Genomic DNA, 17910 nt, shown 5'->3' with positions numbered 1-17910 from the left:
CATTTGCGGAATACAAGTAGCAGGACTTGCAATGAAATGGAGGATTTTTTCATGGAACTTGATTTAGCTAAAGAACAATTGCCATCGACACAATCTAAAGTGAACGACCACACACCTGACCACATCAATCAGCAAATCGAACGGGAAACGGAAGCTTCGGTCAATTACTACAAGCGCCAAGGCGAAAGTGAAATCCGGGCGCGCATTAACGAGTTGGACAACGAATGGGACACTGAACGCCTAATGAAAGTAAATATGGCATCCGTTGCAGCCCTTTCCACTCTTTTGGCAGTAAAGGGCAACAGGAAATGGGCGCTTCTAGCGGGAGCGTCAAGTGCAGCCATCATTCAGCACGCGCTGCAAGGCTGGACACCGGCGATCGTCATTTTCCGCAAATTGGGCGTCCGCACCGTCGATGAAATCAACCGTGAAAAGAAGGCTTTGCAAAATTTATTGAATAAACCTGAATAAGATAAAATCCCCTAAGCCTTAGCGCTTAGGGGATTTTTAAGTATTTTTCGTCGCGGCGTCTGTATCACTTGGCGCCACAACAGGTGTTTTGTTTCGCTGCAGCCAGCCTTTAAAGATTCGGTGCAGCGGCAGTTCGAGCTTGAAATGCGCCAAAATCCCGAAAAACATCATCAAAGCCACGAGCACCAAGCTCATGCCGACATTGCCCAATACTTCATGCAAACCGGCTTGATCCATCCATTCAGAGAATACATCGAGCACTACATTATGGACGAGATAAATCGCAAATGCGGCATTGCCAAGTTGATGAAACGCGTTCGGAATATGGATATCCTTTTTCAAATCGACCACGCCAAGCCCAATCAACAACAACATGATCGAGATGCTGGAGCTCATTTCAAAACTGACTTCCATAAACGGATTTATCGCATTCATCCATGTCACAGGAAAACCAACCAACCCACAGGCGATGAACAGATACCCGATGATGACCGGTATGTTGGCGTGGAGAATGAGCCAGGCACAAAATACACCCGCTATGAACATTAAATTATAGGAAGCAAACAGAAAATCGAACAGAAAATGATCGATATAGACAATGCCGATGACACCTACAAGTGAAAGGATGCCCCAGGCGGCGAACAGTATCTTCCCGAGCAGGCGCGGGCTTAAAAACAACACGGAAAACATCAGATAAAAATAAACGGTATATTCCAATGACCAGGCCACGATCAAGAACGGGTCTTGCCATTCAGGATTCGGGACTAGGAAAATCGAAGTCAAAATGACAGCCATGTCCCGCTCCGCCCCCGTTGCAAACCATGGGAAGAGAAATGCCAGGAGTAGAAACACCAAGGTCACAACCCAGTACAGTGGATAGATTCGAATGAAGCGATTGATCAGAAAATCCGATAATTGGCCTCTTTTTCCGAATTTTCGTCGGTAAATATAATAAGCCATGAACCCCGACAAGGAAAAGAAATAATAGACGCCACCGGTCAGCGGCAAATACGCCAGGTTCCAAATGTTAAACCCGTAGTAATCCATCATGGTCGTCGATAAATGGTGAAGCATGACCAATATCGGCACCAATGCCCTGGACAATTGGATCAGCACCAGCTTTCTTCTCATGCGTCCCACCCCTCTATTGCAAATTCAAACACTCGACAAAAGACCTAATATAAATCATGAGACTCATCGGAATTTAAAATTTATAGACATAATATACCACGTTCCTTTAAAACCACAAGCATTTTCTCCCACTGCCTGCTAGAGCATCTAGCGCTGGCATATTTCAAGCATCAAAAAAACCCGGAAACCATTAATGGCCCGGGTCTGGTCGTTAACGACGGTCTTTTACAACCGCTATGCCAGTTGTCTGCAAGGTTTCCAGCAGCAATTGATGCATGATCGCATAGCCTTCTTCATTCGGATGGATCGAATCCAGCCAAATGGACGGCACTTTCCCCATTTTCCGCGTGTTCGTGACGATGACGCCTTTCGCGCCGATTGCCGAATTCCACATGCGGAACAGCAGGTTGGTGAAACCGAAATACTGCACTTCTTTTTTCATCGAATTATATAAGCTATTTTGGACAATCAATACTTGATTGTTGCCAGCTTGAATATGCCCGTAAATCTCCAACAAATTGCGCCGGTATTTCTTTTTCAATGCAGCAAACTGGCGGATCAATTCACTTGCGCCTCCATCCTTGTATTGACGCAGCAAATCGTTGCCGCCGATATTCAGCAGCACGAGATCGGCTTGAGCCAATTCCGACTGCCAATGATCGGCCCGCAGCCGTTCGACGAGGCCATCACTCGTCAATCCATTGATGCCGAAGTTCAGCACCTCGCTAGCCGGAAAGCTGTCTTCCAAATGTCTCGCAATTCCGCCCTTTGTCCCGTAACCATACGCTACGGAATCGCCGAGAATGACGATCTTATCTATGTGTCGCGGCCTTGCCGCATTGCGTTGTTTACGTCTGAGTGCCTTTTGATAAAGGGCACTCGACCGGAAATTCTTGCCCAATCTTCTGCACGCCCCCCTCGCTTTCGTATCTCTTCATTTTAGCATATCTGCTTGTTTCTTTTCCCTTTTCACGCTTATATGCATAACCTATAGGGGTGGAAGGGTATGGACAAGTAGAACATAAAGGAGGGATGTTGGTGGATCAGTTTTATCTACTTATCGGCATCATCATCGTCGTCCTCACACTGATCGATTTCATCTGGACGACTTTATGGGTCGATGGCGGCGCCGGCCCATTGACCCACAAGCTCACTTCCGCCTACTGGACACTCCATAAGCAAGTGAGCCGGAACAATTCGAAATTCCTAAGCCTCGCGGGGCCGATTATTTTGGTCTCCACCTTGGCGACATGGATTTTCCTATTATGGGCGGGCTGGACGTTCATTTTTGCCAGTTCCGACATGATCGTCGATACCAAAGACGGTGGGCCTTTGTCGTGGGTTGAATATGCCTATTATGCAGGCTACTTGATTTTCACGCTCGGCAACGGTGAGTTCTCCCCGGATGACGGCATCTGGCAGATCGTAGCAATCTTTGCGACCGGCACCGGCATGCTATTCATTACCTTCGGGGTGACTTATTTGCTGCAAGTGCTGAGCGCCGTGTCAGAAAAACGCTCGCTTGCATCGAGCATCAGCGGCATTGCAAAAGATCCCGCTTCCTTTGTCAACAATTCATGGAACGGGAAAAATTTCGACAACCTTAATCTATTGCTCGATACGTTCGCGAATGAATTAAGCAATGCCGTGTCGAAATACAACGCCTACCCCGTACTCCATTATTACCGCAGCTCGACGCATGACCGATCGTTGCCAGTCAATATCGTTGTGTTGGATGAAGCATTGACTTTTTTACAGCACGGCATACCAAAAGACATTCAACCCAATGCCTTATTGATGCAGGAACTCTCAAGCAGCATCACCAGTTATTTGGACACCTTGCATAGCTCCTCAATCGACGCATCCACGGTAGTCCCGCCCCATCAAGTGCTGGCGAATCTCGATGAATCGATTCCGACCGTTAACGCAGAATCCTATGAAAAGACAATGGAATCACTCGAACTACGCAGAAGAAAGCTTCTGGGGCTTGTGGAAATGACGGGCGAAGCATGGCCAGGCACAGCAAACGATCTTGAATGAATCGATGAATGAATCACAACGCCTTGGCTAAATAATCGGATAGATCGACGTGAAGAAAGCGCAAATTCCTGGCGCTTTTTTCATTTCCTATTTTTGTCGTTCTTCCCAATAAATTAAAATAAGGTGTTTCAATTAAAAGCATTCAGGGAACAATTTGAAGGATGAGATTTTGAAATTGGAGGCTAAGTAATGCAAACGAAGATCCCTGCTTTATTGACAAAAGAAGATTTCACAAACCGCAACGACTTGCCTGGCTGGTTGCTGCGCGAATACAAAACCTTTCATGAGACGGTGACGGATAAGACTTTCCCGTGCTATTTCGGCAGAAGCGGCGAGTTGAAAGGCGAGCTGCGCTATGCATACATAAGCCAAGACGATTGGTCAAACCTGCCGGGAGCCGTGGCGGAATTCTTGACTCTGTTCGAAGATCCGAAACATAAGCGGCATGGCTTGTTTGTGTTCGTGGAACCATTTGAATCTGAAGGGCCGCTCGATGCTTACCGCAAGCAGTTCTGGGAAATCCTGCAGTATCTTCATGATATGGATGATACCGAATGGCCCGAACAAGCGCCGCGTGATCCTGATCATTATTTATGGGATTTCAACTTCAAAGGGGAACCCATTTTCATCTTCGGCAACGCGCCTGCCTACAAACAACGGCGCACCCGCCACCTCGGCAATTCGATGGTGCTCGGGTTCCAGCCGAGAAGGATCTTCGAAGGGCTGACAGGGACTGAAAAAGGCGGCATCATGTCGCGTGAAAAGGTCCGGGACCGCGTCGAGAAGTGGGATGAATTGCCGACCCATCCGGATATCAGCCATTTTGGCGACCCTGAGCACAATGAATGGAAGCAGTTCTTCATCGGGGATGATGTTGAGCCGGTCAAAGGCAAATGCCCGTTTTCACATAAGGAACTTTAATTAAAAAAGCGTCCGTACAGTTTGCTGTACGGACGCTTTTTTATGGTTAAGCTTTGCTTTTTTGCCGCTCTTTAAATTTTTTCACCGTGTTGCCCTTGCTAAGTTGCAACTCGTCCTCGGCAGCTGGCATCGCCGTTTCACTTCCTTCGATCTGCTGAAGCAGGCGATCCACCACTTGCTGGGCAAATGGCTGTGCAGCGGATGGCGGCTTGACGGCCGTCAATTCAGCGTCATCCCCTTCAGGTTCCCCCACTACCACGATGCTGATGTCTTTTGGCACTTTGAATCCAGCGCTTTTCAAAGAATCGAGTAATTGCAGCCCGTCTTCATAGCTCGCGGCAACAAACGCACTGGTCGGTTTTTTAAACGCACGCAATTCAGCCGCAATGGCATCGAAATCCGTTGGGCTTTGTGTCGAATGGATGCGTTTTTTGCGCAGTTTCAATTGATGATGCGCCAAAGCTTCATAATATCCTTGAAGCCTTTCGCTGCCATCCGGCAGATCTCCCCCGACCCAAGCGATCTGCTGGTGGTCTTTTTCAGCAAGATGGCTAGTGGCAAGGTATGCCGCTTTACGACCGTCAAATGGTTTCCCTTCATCCACTGCTTCTTCGGCTTGCAAATAAGGACTTGCTTCTTTCAAATATTCCTTCAGTTCAGCAGGAAGGCTGCCGATGCCGATGACGCCAGCAACTCCTTTTACTAAAGCCTTGCTGTCTTCCATCGATTCATTTCCAGTCAATGCATGGCCAGTCAGCTCGTAGCCCGATGCCTGTGCCGATTCGGTAAATTCGCGCAAACGGGCGAATTCAGCAGGCGCGCAATCCTCTGCAAACAGGACGGCGATACGTTTTGCTGGCTCTGCGTGTTGTTCACTAGCGGCGCTCGCATTTCCGTAATCCAATTCAGCTAAGGCTTGCATCACTTTGTCGTAGGTTTCCTTTTTAACTTGCTCTGGCCGATTCAATACACGGGACACCGTCGTTTGAGAGACTCCTGCATGCTTTGCAACTTCTGTGGTCGATACCATTTCTGTCACCCTTCCCATTCATTCATTTATTGAATATACTATAACACATTTAACCAAGATATTCAGGGATGGTTTCAAAAAATAACGGAGATGAATGACTCGAGGGATGCGCCGAATAACCGAAAGCTCCTGGTGAATTTAGAATATTTACAAACGAATAAAGTTATTCATAAAATATGGTAAATTTTTTTCGTTATTATTCAATACACAACCACTTAGTCATTTATTCATATATTATATTTGTCTAACTAAATTTTTATTCAGTCCCCTCAAATGAATAAATATGAATAGAAAAAGGCGCTCAGCATTCGCTGCACGCCAAATTCATTATTCACCTACGAAAAAATTGTTTCGATGCCATCTGAAAAAAGCCGTATTCGAATCCTTCGCTGCGATGCGCATATTTTTCTTCAAACCATAATGGCTCGCTTGTGGTTGAAGGGTTGCTGACATTCTCAGCGTACCTACGCCGGTAAAGGAAATTTGGCCGCTTTCATAAAGCGCTGCGTGATTGGCGCATAATAGCACCCCATTCGCTGGGTTGATCCGTTCTGCATCAGTGCTGTCTTTCCATGGCTTGCTGTAGGCCGCTTTCAGCAATGCAGGATTATCGAGGCTGCATAGGGCACATTTATTTCCCCACCGCTCCAACTGCACTGTTTTAAACTGCCCCTTCAAGTCCCTGAACTTTCGCCGCAGCAAGAATTCGGAATCCATCATCCAGGCTGTTAAAGAATTGTATTTCTCTTCACGCACAGCGTCGTAAACAAATTCCAATTGCTCGATATTGCGCCATTTTGAAGACGATAATAATTCCAAAAACACCAACGCCAACGCTTCATTGCACGGGTATACATAACCGGAGTTGCCGTTGCCGTCCGGCTGGAAAGCGGAATACTTGATTGGCAAATGTTCCGCTACCATTTTGATGCACGACGCAATTTCCAATGGGTCATCCAGTTCCAAGTATTCACAAGGCGCAATCCACTCAGCTTGTGCAGTACCTGATGCCTGCTCGCGCGCATCTTCCTGGATGGTGCCTACCGCAACCAGTGCCCCCCGGACATAATGAAAGGTCCGATCCCCTTTTTGCAATGATTTTACCCGCTCCCACGAATGTGGCGTGGTTCCCGATTTATCTTTCATAGGCGCCCGGACAATTCCAAGTCGCTTTTCTTCTCTGTAGGTTTCCCCCTGCATAACGATGTAGCTATTCATTACGTGCCTCCTGACAATTGCTTTCTTCTATTCTACCATCATTTTGCCGTTTTCGCCCGGTGCCACGGCAAACAAACCAAATCATGGCCAAGAAAAAAACCATCTCCTAGAAGGAAATGGTTTTCAAATCGCACGGACGATTCGACCAGGGGCGGTGGCTTTATACCAGCTATAGCAAAAAAGGATGATAAGGGCCAGGTCGATAACATCTCCGCCATAGTACATGATTAGCGCTCCCATTTCTCCGTCACTGGTCGTGATTCCAGCAGGTGGCATGGCGTAAAGCGATTTCGCTAACACTTTATGGCTTGCTAGCGCCATAATCAAGACCGCTGCGCGCAAACGGAACGAATGTCGATGGGCAGTCAGGTCGGTATATAGAATCGACCACGTGAACATATAGCCTGCCAACAAAATATGAATATGGACCAAAGCGTAAACCCCTGTCGATTGATGCATCAAGACGAATAAATCCGTTCTATACAGAATAAACAAGCCACCGAAATTCAACAACGCGGTGCTGGCGGGATGGCTTGCGACTGCAATGAATCGACTATTCAATAGGCGGCTCAGGCGCCGTGCGGATGTGGTCGGCAATCCTCTCATCACCAAAGTCAATGGTTTGCCGTGCAACAATAATAACGGCGCCAGCATGCCGAGCAGCAAATGCCCGGTCATATGGGCGGAAAAGCTGGTATGCGCTTTGTCCGCTAAAGGACCGACTAATGAAGCGCCTGCTGCGATCACGCCAGCAAACCAAAATATGTAACGGTGCATGGGCCATTTTCTATAGCGTTCGTTGGTCCATATCGAAAGCATCGGGTAAAACATCAGGGCCCAGGCAAGCAACAACGCCGCTGTTAGTTGAAACCAAGGTTCTATGGAGCCGAGGTAATGATGTATCATCGCTTTATGCGGACCGCCTTTCCTTGGCGGATTTTGCAAGGAACAACCCCGCAATGAGCAAAGCAGCGCCAAACAAATTCCAGCTCAAGTCATAAGGCCACAATTCGACCTGATAGCGGACTTGGTGGGTCCTGAACACCTTATGGTCTATGATCCCGTCAAACAGCTGGAAAGCCCCTGCGCCCATAAGGGCTGAAGCAATCCAATACCGCATGCGGACCGCTTGCCGCCTTCTCAAGTCTGCAAACATGAAGAGCCCGCCGATTGCTGCAAACCAGGCAAAAGAATTCAACAAACCATCTGCAAAAATACCGATTTGCGGTGTCGCCAAATCATAGAAATGATGCCATTGAAGCAATTGGTGGAAGATGACTTCATCGACGAAGGCCATAGAGCCGATCCCGAACAAAATGCCGGACCAAAAATTCCTCTTTTGGAGTGTATGGGCCGTTTCATCTGTGATTGCTTGTTCCTTACTTGCCATATATGCCCCTCCTTCTTACTCCGCTATTCTTAGCTCAATGAAAAAAGAGCCTCTGGCCGGGCTCTTTACTCGATTTCGATGCGTTTGCCATTGCCGGAGTCTTTTTCTTCCGGCTTTGGCACAGTTAATTGCAAGACACCGTCTTTGAAGTTTCCTTTAATGGCTTGTTCATCGACATCGCCGACGTAAAAGCTGCGCTTGAACGAACCAAAAGAACGTTCTTTACGGATGTAATGGCCCTCGTCTTCCGAAGTTTCTGAGCTTTCTTCTTTTTTGCCGCTGATCGATAAATAACCGTCTTTAAAATCGACCTGGATGTCATCTTTTGAGAAACCCGGCACGTCGACCACCACCTCATACTGCCCATTCGCTTCTTTTACATCGACTTGCGGGTAATTGCTTTCCTTGAAGAATCGGTCAAAGAAATCCGAATCCAAATCGCTTTGGAACAGTTTCGGGAAGAAATCCTCCCGTTTTCTGGGCATGAACTTCATCAGTCTTCCTCCTCGATCGCAGATTATTTAAACCAAGGCCAGAGACTCTTCGCTATAATTGGTGCTGTTACTGTGAATTATAGGGGGTTTTCACAAAAAGTCAACCAATTTTTTACCAATTACCAATAGTTTGACGAAAGCTTTCATAACTCTCCTCTACTGGCAAAAACGGCCGTATTATTCCTTGTCGCAGACTCGGCAGCACAGTATTTGCGCTAGTTTTTTATCCCATTTGGATTACTTATAGGTTTTGGACAGATGATGGGTTTAAAAAAACACGATTACAGGAATACTACAGAAAGCATATGTGTACTACTCATAATGATTTCCCTGTTATAATGGGAGATATCACTGAAGGAGATGATAGCGATGGAAATGGGTACGATTAAAGGTTCGAGCATGATGGTGAAAGTAGTGCGTTCACTTATGGAAGAAGGCTGGTCTTTTACACCGAACGAATTGGACATCATCGTCCGCGCCGAGCATCCTGAAACTGGCGAATCCATCTCCTTCCCTTCATTCGGGAGCTTGAAAATGTGGCTTTACGAAAAAGGGCTTAGCTATTAACTGAAAAAGCTACCCCTCTGCCGAATCGGCAGCAGGGACAGCTTTTTTTGTTGGTCATTTCAAGTTGATTGGCGGCAATTCGGGTCGCGTACAGGTTAGACAGACGGTTGAAGAATTGCCGGCTTTTTGCATAGCGAAGCATTGACGCCTTGTTTTCGCAGTTCGTAAACGATGGCGTCGTTGGTTTTTCTGCACGCTTCATACGATTCATCGAACATCCTTTTTAAGTGCTTCATTTGATTGGATTGACGGTTCATTCGACACACCCTCCACTCGGATGACTTCCTAGTCCAGTATACAGGGCAACTATGAACAAACTATTAACAAATGGAAAAAACTTTTTAAATAAGCGGTTTTTCTTAATCCGCGCCACGTAAGTCCCTGCCTATTCACCTTCTCGAGTCCTGGCTTTTTAAAAAAATCCGCCTGCAAAAAGGCGGATTTTTTCTTTTACATACGCAAGCTGATCCCAGGGCCGATTGGCAGCCCAGTCAATGCAAAGATGATCATCATAACCAGCCATACCCCGAAGAAGATGAGACTGTACGGCAACATCAAGGAAATCAAGGTGCCGAGTCCCGCTTTTTTGTCGTATTCGCGCATGAAGGCGAGCACAATCAAAATATACGGATTGAGCGGCGTAATGATGTTCGTCGATGAATCCGCAATGCGGAATGCCAATTGGACAAATGCGGGATGATAATCCAGCAGCATGAACATTGGGATGAAGATCGGCGCCATCAACGCCCATTGTGCGGAGCCGCTGAAAATCAATAGATTCAAAAGGGCTGCAAGGACGCTGAAACCGACCATGACTGGCAAGCCCGTCATATTGATGCTCGTCAAGAATTCCGCACTGTTGACGGCGAGCCAGATGCCCAGGTTGCTCCAGTTAAAATAACTGATAAACTGGGCTGCGGCAAAGATCAAGACGATATAACCGGACATGTCCTTGATAGCATCTCCCATATAAGCAGGAATATCTTTAGATTCAGTGATTTTCTTGACCGTGATGCCGTATGCGACAGCCACTGTAATGAAGAAGAACAGGATGATCGGCACGATGCCAGATAGAAATGGCGACGGGATGATGCCGCCGTCTTCGTTTCGGACAGGCGAGCCTGGGAAGAACAGCAGCAAAGCGATCAAGCCGATGTAAACGGCACCTGCAATCACGGCATTCAATAAGCCTTTGTTTTCCTGTTTCGTCACCGGTTCAAATGAATTATCGGCTTTGCCCGTGTATTTGCCAAGGCGCGGCTCGACCAATTTTTCGGTAATGATCGCCCCGACAATTGCCATGACGATGACCGATGCACTCATGAAATACCAGTTATCGACCGGCGTTACGACCATGGTATCGTCGATGGTTCTCGCAGCTTCTGTGGAAATCCCGGATAGCAGTGCGTCTGTACCGGTAATCAGGATATTCGCGGTGAATCCTGCGCCGGTTCCGGCAAAACCTGCCGCAAGTCCTGCGAGCGGATGCCTCCCGACAGAAGCGAAGACCATTGCCGCAAGCGGCGGCACCAAGATAAAGGCAGCGTCTGAAGCCAAGTTCCCCATGATGCCCGTGAAAATGACTGCGTAAGTGATCAGTGATTTCGGTGCATTCAAGATGGATTTTTTGATGGCGGTCTCCATCAGCCCGACTCTTTCAGCCAAACCGATCCCGAGCATCATGACGAGCACGAGCCCGAGCGGCGCAAAGCCGGTGAAGTTATTGATCGTCTCTGCCAGGATATAACGGATCCCTTCCCCTGAAACGATGCTTTGAATCGCCAGTTCCTCGCCCGTTCCCGGATGGACAACGGTCGTCCCGAGTGAACTGACCAGCCAGGACAGCAAAACGACAAAAACTGCTAAGTATACAAAAATGAAGAATGGATCGGGCAAGCGGTTGCCCCACTTTTCAATAAAATTCAAAAATCCTTTTTTGTCTTGTTGTTCTGTCGGTGTTGCCATTCCCATTCCTCCCTTTTTGTTTTATGCACCGAATAACAAACGGTACAATTTCCGCGGCCGGCCGCGACGCCCGGCTTCTTCCCCCGCCACTTCGGCGAGGCCGATGTTCTCGAGCTCCGTTAAGATCCTGCGCGCATTGCGTTCTGTACTGTTCATCCATTGCGATAATTCCAACGCGGTAAGTTCGTCTTTCGCATAATGCCTAGACAAGGATTCAATGCGGGCGATAACGGTCTGGCTGATTGCTGCGCCTTTCAGCGATTCCTGCCACTTCGATTCGGAGCTGCGGCGGCTGTAGCGGAGACGCTCGCCTGATGAGTTGATTTCCGTTACTTTTCCACCTTCGTCGATATTGATGACCACGCCGTTCTCTTTTTCTCGGGCGTAGTCAAGCGCCAGGCGGACATTCTGCTCCGAGTCCGTGACGGTCCGGCCATAGCCGATGCCGATCCGCACCTGGAACTTGCTGTTGGCAAAAATCTCTTCCTTCAGCTCTTCCGGATGATGTGATTTGCTGTAAAGTTCCAATTCTCCGCGAGTCGTATAGATGAAGTAGATGCCATTGCCCATCCCGACTTTTGAGCCTTTGACTTCTTCGGCAAAATCGATGAGCACACGGTTCATCGCCAGTTCCTGGCGTTCAATCTTGAACGGCGTCTTGCGTTGCTGCGCTTGGCTCGGGTAGATGATTTCGATGCCAATCATCGCCAATTGCTTCATGCGGTACAAATCCGACAGGCTTCTTTCCTTGATGACTGAAATCGCGCGGTGGGCAGCCAGTTCCGATACGCTAATCCGGTATACCGGCACGCCGCGCTCCTTCAAGCCGCTATAAGCGGCGTGTACGCAAGTGAGCGCTGCTTGAATGTGCCCGGAGCGGTACAGTTTCTCGTGGTAATCGATCAATTCTTCTGCTGGGATATAGCCGAGCTCCGGCGCGGTATGGATCTCCAATTTTTCCAGATCAAAATCCTTGAGCATTTTCAGCACTTCGCGGCGTGGAACCGAATCGACGCTGATGCTCGATAACACAGCGCCTTCTTGCATAAAGGCATCGAGCATCGTTCCGAGCAGGCTTGACCCATGCAGCAAAATATAATCCGCATGATCCGCATCGATTAACTCTTCTTTTAAAGCAAAATGATAAGGCGCTGGGCCTGAAAAAAGCCAATGGCCGATGCGCGCTGAATGTTGGTTGATGATGTTTTTCGTTTCTTCCGTGTGCTGGTAAATGAAGGGGATGAGCTCGATGCCTTCTAAGCTGCCCGCCGCTTTCATCGTTTCATTGACCGAATCGTTCGGCCCGATCAGCCCGACTTTAACGTTTTCCGTCATGTCCAGTGGCCTCCATCAAGAAGCGGGACAATAATTCGACGCCCATCTTCAAATCTTCAGCAGTGGCAAATTCGTCAGGGTGATGGCTCAGCCCATCCTGGCAAGGGATAAACAGCAAGCCGCTTGGCCAAACTTGCGCCATGTTCATGACATCATGGCCTGCGCCGCTGTCCATCCGATGCGCCAAATAGGCTTCGTGGTCGCCGGCATCGACCAATTGCTGGGCGATACCGTCATCGAGCAACACGGATGGATTGTCAACGAGCACTTCGATATCGATCTTTACGCCTGTCGTTTCTTCAATGCGCTTCACTTCGCTCCGTATGGCATCTGCCATCTTCTTTTTCAGTGAATCATCCACACTGCGGATATCGACGCCTGCCGTGACGGTTTGGGGAATGACATTCATTGAATTCGGCGATGATGTCAAGGTTGACACGGTCGCCACCAATGATTTGTCGTAAGCATCGTTCATTTGAAGCGCCGTCTCCTGGACGAACGAAATGAACGGCGCGGCAGCTGCCAGCGCGTCTTGCCTTTGGCCCATCGGCGTCGTACCCGTGTGTCCCGCTTTTCCATTGAACGTGACCGCTAAGCGGACGGGGCAAGCGACGCCTTTAACGACTCCATAATCTTTTTCATGGTTGACGATATGCATCCCTTGTTCGATATGCAGCTCGACAAAGCATTGCAAGTCGTGTTTCGAACGCTTCGCATTTACTAGGTCTTGCCACACAAACCCTTGGCTTTCGACCGCTTGCGCGAGCGTGATGCCGTGCTGGTCTTCGAGTGTGCCGATGGACGGATCCAATATTCCGCTCATTGCTTTGCTGCCGATTGTCGAGACCCCAAAACGCGACGATTCTTCCGAACGGAAGCAAATGACTTCGATCGGGCGCTGCGGTTTAAAATCGGCTTCCTTCAACATCTTGATGGCCCCGAGCCCGCATACGACGCCTGCTCCGCCATCGAACGCACCGCCGTTTGGCACAGTGTCGAGGTGGGACCCTGTTGCTACTGCCGCATGCCCGCCTGCAACATTCCAGCGGGCGATGGCATTTCCTGCGGCGTCTTCTGAAACAGCGAGCCCCAGTTCTTCGGCGATCGCTTTAAAGACTTCGATAGCCTCTGTTTCTTCCGCTGTATAGCCTTCCCGCGTAAACCCTTGCGGCTGGATCAGTACATCACTTAAATTCATCCGTTGCAATTGCTCAACCAGCCAGTTATTCACGGGTTTCGTCCTCCTTCAGCAAATGATCGGTCGTCCGGATCAATGTTTCCAACCCTGCCGTCAATGCCTGTTCCTCGTAATCAAAACGCGGGTGGTGATGGCCGGCCGGCAAGGGGCTGGCGAAAATCATGAAAGTCGCTTTGCCGCCGCGTTCACGGACGCGCTCGATCATATACGTGACATCCTCGGAGGCGCCGATTGGCAAGTACGGCACAATATTCAATTTAGACGCGGCGCAGGCACGTTCCACGATGGCGGCGAACTCGAGATCTGCGTCAGCAGAAATCGCTTTTCCCATATGCTCGATTTCCAGTTCAACATCAAACATCGCTGCACTCGCCTGTAGGATGCGCAATGCATTTTCCTGCATGTATTCATCCAACTCGTTGGTCTCGCCCCGCGTCTCGATTTCCATCAGCGCTCGATCGGCGATGATATTGCGTCCCGATCCTGCGTGCAAGGTGCCGACATTGACGCGCGTCGCCCCGTCTTTATGGCGAGAAATGCCGTGCAAATGCATGGTGGCGGATGCCGCTGCGAGCAAAGCATTGCGCCCTTCGTTCGGCTCCAATCCGGAATGCGCCGATTTGCCTTTGAATTTCGCATTGATTTTGGAACTTGCCAAAAACTTGGACGTGGCTGCGGCGACGGTCCCGGACGGCAAATCGTGTATGCCGACATGGCCGCTCAGGAAATAATCGGCATCGTCCAGCCAGCCTTTATCGACAACGGCCTTTGCACCGCGCCCACCTTCTTCTGCCGGCTGGAATAAAATCGTATATTTGCCCCGAAGATGTTCTTTTTCTTTTGCTAGGTATTCAGCGAGTCCGAGCCCGACAGCGGCATGCCCATCGTGGCCGCAGGCATGCATCATGCCCGAAATATCCGAGCGGAAATCTTGCTTAGCCGGAACATGGCCTGAGGTATCGTCTTCTTCAATCGGCAAGGCATCGATATCAAAGCGATAAGCGAAATTCGGCCCTGGCTTCCCGGTATCGAGTACAGCAGCAAGCCCGGTATGCCCGCCTTTCATCCGTTCCAGAAAATCAAGCGGGATGCCATAGTCGAGCGCGCGTTGTTCCTGCTGTTTCAAAAATTGCACGTCTGGCACGCCCATGCGTTCATCGCTCGTTAAAAAATCGGTGCCATAAAATAATTCAAAGCCTTTACCGGCCAATTGTTCGCTTAACTCATACGTCGTCACATATTCCGCAAATCCAATTTCGGGATATTGATGCCGTTTGCGCCGTTGTTTGATGAGATGCGGTTCGATTTCTTCCATAAACCGCTCGATAGCATCTGCCATGTCCATTCCTCCTAGTTATTCAATTCCGCGAGCACATCAAGCGCCGCCTGAGCCATCAGGCCGGTCCCGATCGACAATGCTTGTTCATCGATCATAAAGCCCGGGTCATGAAGGGGCTTTTGGGTCTCTCCGACTGATGTGCCGAGCCAGTAGTAAACGCCTTCGTATTTTTTCAAGAAGCGCCCGAAATCTTCGCCTGCCATGCTTCCGATCACTTCTGGAGCAGATTCAGTACCTAATTGCCTCTTGGCAGAGTCACGAACCACTTCAGCCCAGCGTTTCGTATTGACAGTCGCCGGATAGCCATCCGAATAATCAATTTCACACGAGCCGCCCATCATTTCAGTTGTGCCTTTGACGACTTCGTGGAAGCGTTTTTTCAATAATTTCTTCGTTTCGTCTGATAAGGAACGGATTGTGCCTTCCAACACCACACTATCTGCCACGACATTATAACGGTAGCCTCCCGAGATTTTTCCGATCGTGATGACACCAGAGTCCATCGGGTTGGCGTTTCGGCTAATGATGGTTTGGATAGCAGACATCACTTGGTTGGCGATGACGATTGCATCAATCGTTTGATGTGGCATCGATGCGTGGCCGCCCGCTCCATGAATCGTGACGTGAAAACGGTCAGAATTCCCCATGATCGCCCCGTCAATGACGCCGACTTGACCGGCCGGAAGTCCAGGCCATACGTGTTGTGCCAATATGACGTCCGGCTGGTACCGTTCGAACACGCCGTCTGCCATCATCTGATCCGCACCGCCAGTCGGCGCATTTTCTTCGGCTGGTTGGAAAATGAGCAATACCGTACCCGCAATTTTATCTTTTTGTTGCTGGAGCAATTTCCCAACTCCCAATAGCATCGCTGTATGTGCATCATGGCCGCATGCATGCATTTTTCCATCGACTTTGGATTTAAACGGAACGTTTGCTTTCTCCGTAATCGGCAAGGCGTCAATATCGGCGCGTAACCCGACCGTTTTCCCGGGCTTGCCCCCTTCAATGACGGCCAGTACACCCGTTTTCGCATATCCAGTAAAGTAATGGATGCCATATTCATCGAGCTTTACTTGTATTTTTTTCGAAGTTTCCATTTCTTCTCCGCTCAGTTCAGGGTGTTCGTGGAGATCCCGGCGGAACGCACGTATTTCTTCAAATAATTCTTCTGCTTGTTGTTTCATAGCTGTCACCTGCTTTTCGTATTTAAGGAAATAAACCTTAATCATTCCGTTAATAGAAAGTGTACCGTACTTGCCTTATGAAATGCTACCCCCATTTTGATTTTTCTGAATATCCTTTCAATGAAAAAAGAAGCCTCCGCTGCTGCGAAGGCTTCTTTAAAATTTGAACTATCATGGGATTACTGAACGTTTTCAGAGTATAGAAAGGAAAATCAGCCATATAAAGCCGCAAGTTGATTTTTACGCTGCTCGATGACGGTGAAAATCTCACTATCGTGTACTTCGTTGTATTTGGTGCCAAGCGTTTCCAGGTATTCCGCCAGTTCGGCGTAAAGCTTCTCATAGATTTCCATAAAAGCAGGCTCGGTGAGTTCTCCGATCGTTTTCATAAAATCATCCACCTGTTCTGTATCACCCGCTTGCCTCATGACATACAGCTCACTTAAGGTATGGATCAAATGGCGGAATGTGCCTGTAATATATGGGGTAGAAAAACTTTCTTCCTTTTTCGCCAAGACAAACGGCAAGCTTCTCAAAAACATATCCGCCGATCCTTCCAGCCCGTGCCGGATTACCGAACTATGGACTTGGCAGAAATATGTTTGCCAACATTGGTAACTGTCGCTTTTGTCCAACTCCTGCCATTCGGCGTGCCTCCGGATGTCCATATTTTGTTTAAAATGCTCGATCGCCTGGCCCAGGACGAAGGCAATCAAGGGGATGGTGTCGTCTCCCGATATTTCGATGCCAATGATGCTTTTGACGCCAAACGGATGATGGACGGCTTTCTTGCCGTCAAATTCATCGTCGATGATGCCGTATTCAGTGAAGATCGCATGGCTGAAATCTTTGCGCTCATTGTAAAAGAAAAGAAGTTCAATTTTATCTTTGAAATTAAACGGTTTATACGCTGTTTTCGCTTTTTTCACCATCGCCGGAATATCAATTCCCGGCTCTCCATCCATTAATTCAATATAGCGGATCCCTTGTTCCGTAGTTTTCAATGGTTTAACTCCTTCTGTGTATGTCCATCTTTCTCCATTTTTCAAGTCATTTCCATTCTCAACTGGTTAGCCCTATTATAAGAAAAAACTTTTCAAAAACACAAGCAAGAGCTTTTTCCCTTTTTCCGTAAAATATAAACATTCCCGTGGCTAAACGGAGTGATCGGACGCGCTGGCACCTTTGAACTCTCCATAAGCTTAACTGTATCATTTGTTGCGGATTTTTTTAATCATTCACTCTTTCAAACTATCAATTAACTGCCTCAAGCCGTTTTTCGGTGTTTCAGCTCATCAACCCCTGCCGTTTGCTTATTTCCTGTAAACTTACATAATAATCAGTTAAATCCGGTCGTCCAAGGTCAGGTTTTATTTTTTGAAACCAGATGAAAGCGCTTTAAAAAAGCGGCGCTTAAAGTCCCCGACCGGCAACCAGAATGATCAAAAAGGAGAGATTTTTTTATGACAGCAACAACAAAAGGTTTAGAAGGTGTAGTCGCAACTCAATCGGCGATCAGCTCGATCATTGATGACACACTTACATACGTCGGCTACAATATCGACGATCTGGCGGACAACGCCAGCTTCGAAGAAGTGATTTACCTGCTTTGGCACCAACGTTT

19 protein-coding genes are annotated in these 17910 nt (G+C 48.4%); 5 read left to right on the top strand and 14 right to left on the bottom strand.

Annotated elements, in window-relative coordinates:
- Positions 1 to 51: 51 nt before the first annotated feature.
- Positions 52 to 471, top strand: a complete 420-nt coding sequence (locus DFR62_RS08250; protein ID WP_121299640.1) for a DUF2892 domain-containing protein — start codon at positions 52 to 54, stop codon at positions 469 to 471.
- A 36-nt stretch (positions 472 to 507) separates the two neighbouring features.
- Here DFR62_RS08250 and DFR62_RS08245 read toward each other — a convergent pair whose 3' ends face one another.
- Together DFR62_RS08245 and DFR62_RS08240 are read right to left on the bottom strand one after the other, a co-directional pair.
- Positions 508 to 1602, bottom strand: a complete 1095-nt coding sequence (locus DFR62_RS08245) for an acyltransferase family protein (protein ID WP_121299638.1) — start codon at positions 1600 to 1602, stop codon at positions 508 to 510.
- A gap of 211 nt (positions 1603 to 1813) precedes the next feature.
- Complete coding sequence (locus DFR62_RS08240; protein ID WP_121299636.1) at positions 1814 to 2503, bottom strand: SGNH/GDSL hydrolase family protein; 690 nt, start codon at positions 2501 to 2503, stop codon at positions 1814 to 1816.
- A 137-nt stretch (positions 2504 to 2640) separates the two neighbouring features.
- On the opposite strand from DFR62_RS08240, the gene DFR62_RS08235 reads away from it, so the two are divergent.
- Both DFR62_RS08235 and DFR62_RS08230 read left to right on the top strand, forming a co-directional pair.
- The gene (locus DFR62_RS08235) at positions 2641 to 3642 is read left to right on the top strand and encodes an ion channel (RefSeq protein ID WP_121299634.1); all 1002 of its coding nucleotides are present in this window, start codon (positions 2641 to 2643) and stop codon (positions 3640 to 3642) included.
- Between the two features lie 189 nt (positions 3643 to 3831).
- Positions 3832 to 4563: a YqcI/YcgG family protein gene (locus DFR62_RS08230; protein ID WP_121299632.1), complete on the top strand. Its 732-nt coding sequence runs from the start codon at positions 3832 to 3834 to the stop codon at positions 4561 to 4563.
- A 46-nt stretch (positions 4564 to 4609) separates the two neighbouring features.
- Here the strand turns inward: DFR62_RS08230 and DFR62_RS08225 are convergent, their stop codons facing one another.
- From DFR62_RS08225 to DFR62_RS08205, 5 genes are all read right to left on the bottom strand, one after another.
- A complete protein-coding gene (locus DFR62_RS08225; protein WP_158290781.1) occupies positions 4610 to 5593 on the bottom strand; it encodes a LacI family DNA-binding transcriptional regulator in 984 nt (327 codons plus the stop codon).
- Positions 5594 to 5920: 327 nt separating this feature from the next.
- A complete protein-coding gene (locus tag DFR62_RS08220) occupies positions 5921 to 6811 on the bottom strand; it encodes an HNH endonuclease (RefSeq protein WP_121299629.1) in 891 nt (296 codons plus the stop codon).
- 123 nt (positions 6812 to 6934) lie between these two features.
- Positions 6935 to 7717, bottom strand: coding sequence for a cytochrome c oxidase assembly protein (locus tag DFR62_RS08215; protein WP_121299627.1), 783 nt, complete (start codon positions 7715 to 7717; stop codon positions 6935 to 6937).
- Between the two features lie 4 nt (positions 7718 to 7721).
- Positions 7722 to 8201: a DUF2243 domain-containing protein gene (locus DFR62_RS08210; RefSeq protein ID WP_121299624.1), complete on the bottom strand. Its 480-nt coding sequence runs from the start codon at positions 8199 to 8201 to the stop codon at positions 7722 to 7724.
- 65 nt (positions 8202 to 8266) lie between these two features.
- Positions 8267 to 8695, bottom strand: coding sequence for an Hsp20/alpha crystallin family protein (locus DFR62_RS08205; protein ID WP_121299623.1), 429 nt, complete (start codon positions 8693 to 8695; stop codon positions 8267 to 8269).
- A gap of 369 nt (positions 8696 to 9064) precedes the next feature.
- On the opposite strand from DFR62_RS08205, the gene DFR62_RS08200 reads away from it, so the two are divergent.
- Complete coding sequence (locus DFR62_RS08200; protein WP_058380680.1) at positions 9065 to 9262, top strand: hypothetical protein; 198 nt, start codon at positions 9065 to 9067, stop codon at positions 9260 to 9262.
- A 95-nt stretch (positions 9263 to 9357) separates the two neighbouring features.
- Here the strand turns inward: DFR62_RS08200 and DFR62_RS17360 are convergent, their stop codons facing one another.
- The 7 genes from DFR62_RS17360 to DFR62_RS08170 form a co-directional block, all read right to left on the bottom strand.
- The gene (locus DFR62_RS17360; RefSeq protein ID WP_158290782.1) at positions 9358 to 9519 is read right to left on the bottom strand and encodes a hypothetical protein; all 162 of its coding nucleotides are present in this window, start codon (positions 9517 to 9519) and stop codon (positions 9358 to 9360) included.
- A 193-nt stretch (positions 9520 to 9712) separates the two neighbouring features.
- Positions 9713 to 11227, bottom strand: a complete 1515-nt coding sequence (locus DFR62_RS08195) for an AbgT family transporter (protein ID WP_121299621.1) — start codon at positions 11225 to 11227, stop codon at positions 9713 to 9715.
- A gap of 21 nt (positions 11228 to 11248) precedes the next feature.
- Positions 11249 to 12562 (bottom strand): helix-turn-helix domain-containing protein, encoded by a 1314-nt coding sequence (locus DFR62_RS08190; protein ID WP_121299619.1) that lies wholly within the window; start codon positions 12560 to 12562, stop codon positions 11249 to 11251.
- The gene (locus tag DFR62_RS08185) at positions 12546 to 13793 is read right to left on the bottom strand and encodes a M20 family metallo-hydrolase (protein WP_121299617.1); all 1248 of its coding nucleotides are present in this window, start codon (positions 13791 to 13793) and stop codon (positions 12546 to 12548) included. Before DFR62_RS08185 ends, DFR62_RS08190 begins: the two co-directional genes overlap by 17 nt.
- The gene (locus DFR62_RS08180; RefSeq protein WP_121299614.1) at positions 13786 to 15099 is read right to left on the bottom strand and encodes an amidohydrolase; all 1314 of its coding nucleotides are present in this window, start codon (positions 15097 to 15099) and stop codon (positions 13786 to 13788) included. Before DFR62_RS08180 ends, DFR62_RS08185 begins: the two co-directional genes overlap by 8 nt.
- 11 nt (positions 15100 to 15110) lie before the next feature.
- Positions 15111 to 16286 carry a M20 metallopeptidase family protein gene (locus DFR62_RS08175; RefSeq protein ID WP_121299612.1) on the bottom strand — a complete coding sequence of 392 codons (1176 nt, stop codon included), beginning with the start codon at positions 16284 to 16286 and terminating at the stop codon, positions 15111 to 15113.
- Between the two features lie 212 nt (positions 16287 to 16498).
- Complete coding sequence (locus DFR62_RS08170) at positions 16499 to 17290, bottom strand: hypothetical protein (RefSeq protein ID WP_121299609.1); 792 nt, start codon at positions 17288 to 17290, stop codon at positions 16499 to 16501.
- 459 nt (positions 17291 to 17749) lie between these two features.
- Here DFR62_RS08170 and DFR62_RS08165 point away from each other — a divergent pair.
- Positions 17750 to 17910, top strand: a 161-nt coding sequence (locus tag DFR62_RS08165) for a citrate/2-methylcitrate synthase (protein WP_279633936.1), incomplete at its 3' end; no start/stop codon positions are given.

The organism is Planococcus citreus, assembly GCF_003664125.1.
Lineage (GTDB): Bacteria > Bacillota > Bacilli > Bacillales_A > Planococcaceae > Planococcus > Planococcus citreus.
Note: the sequence above shows the minus strand (reverse complement) of the source record. Positions and strands in the feature narration are given on the sequence as shown.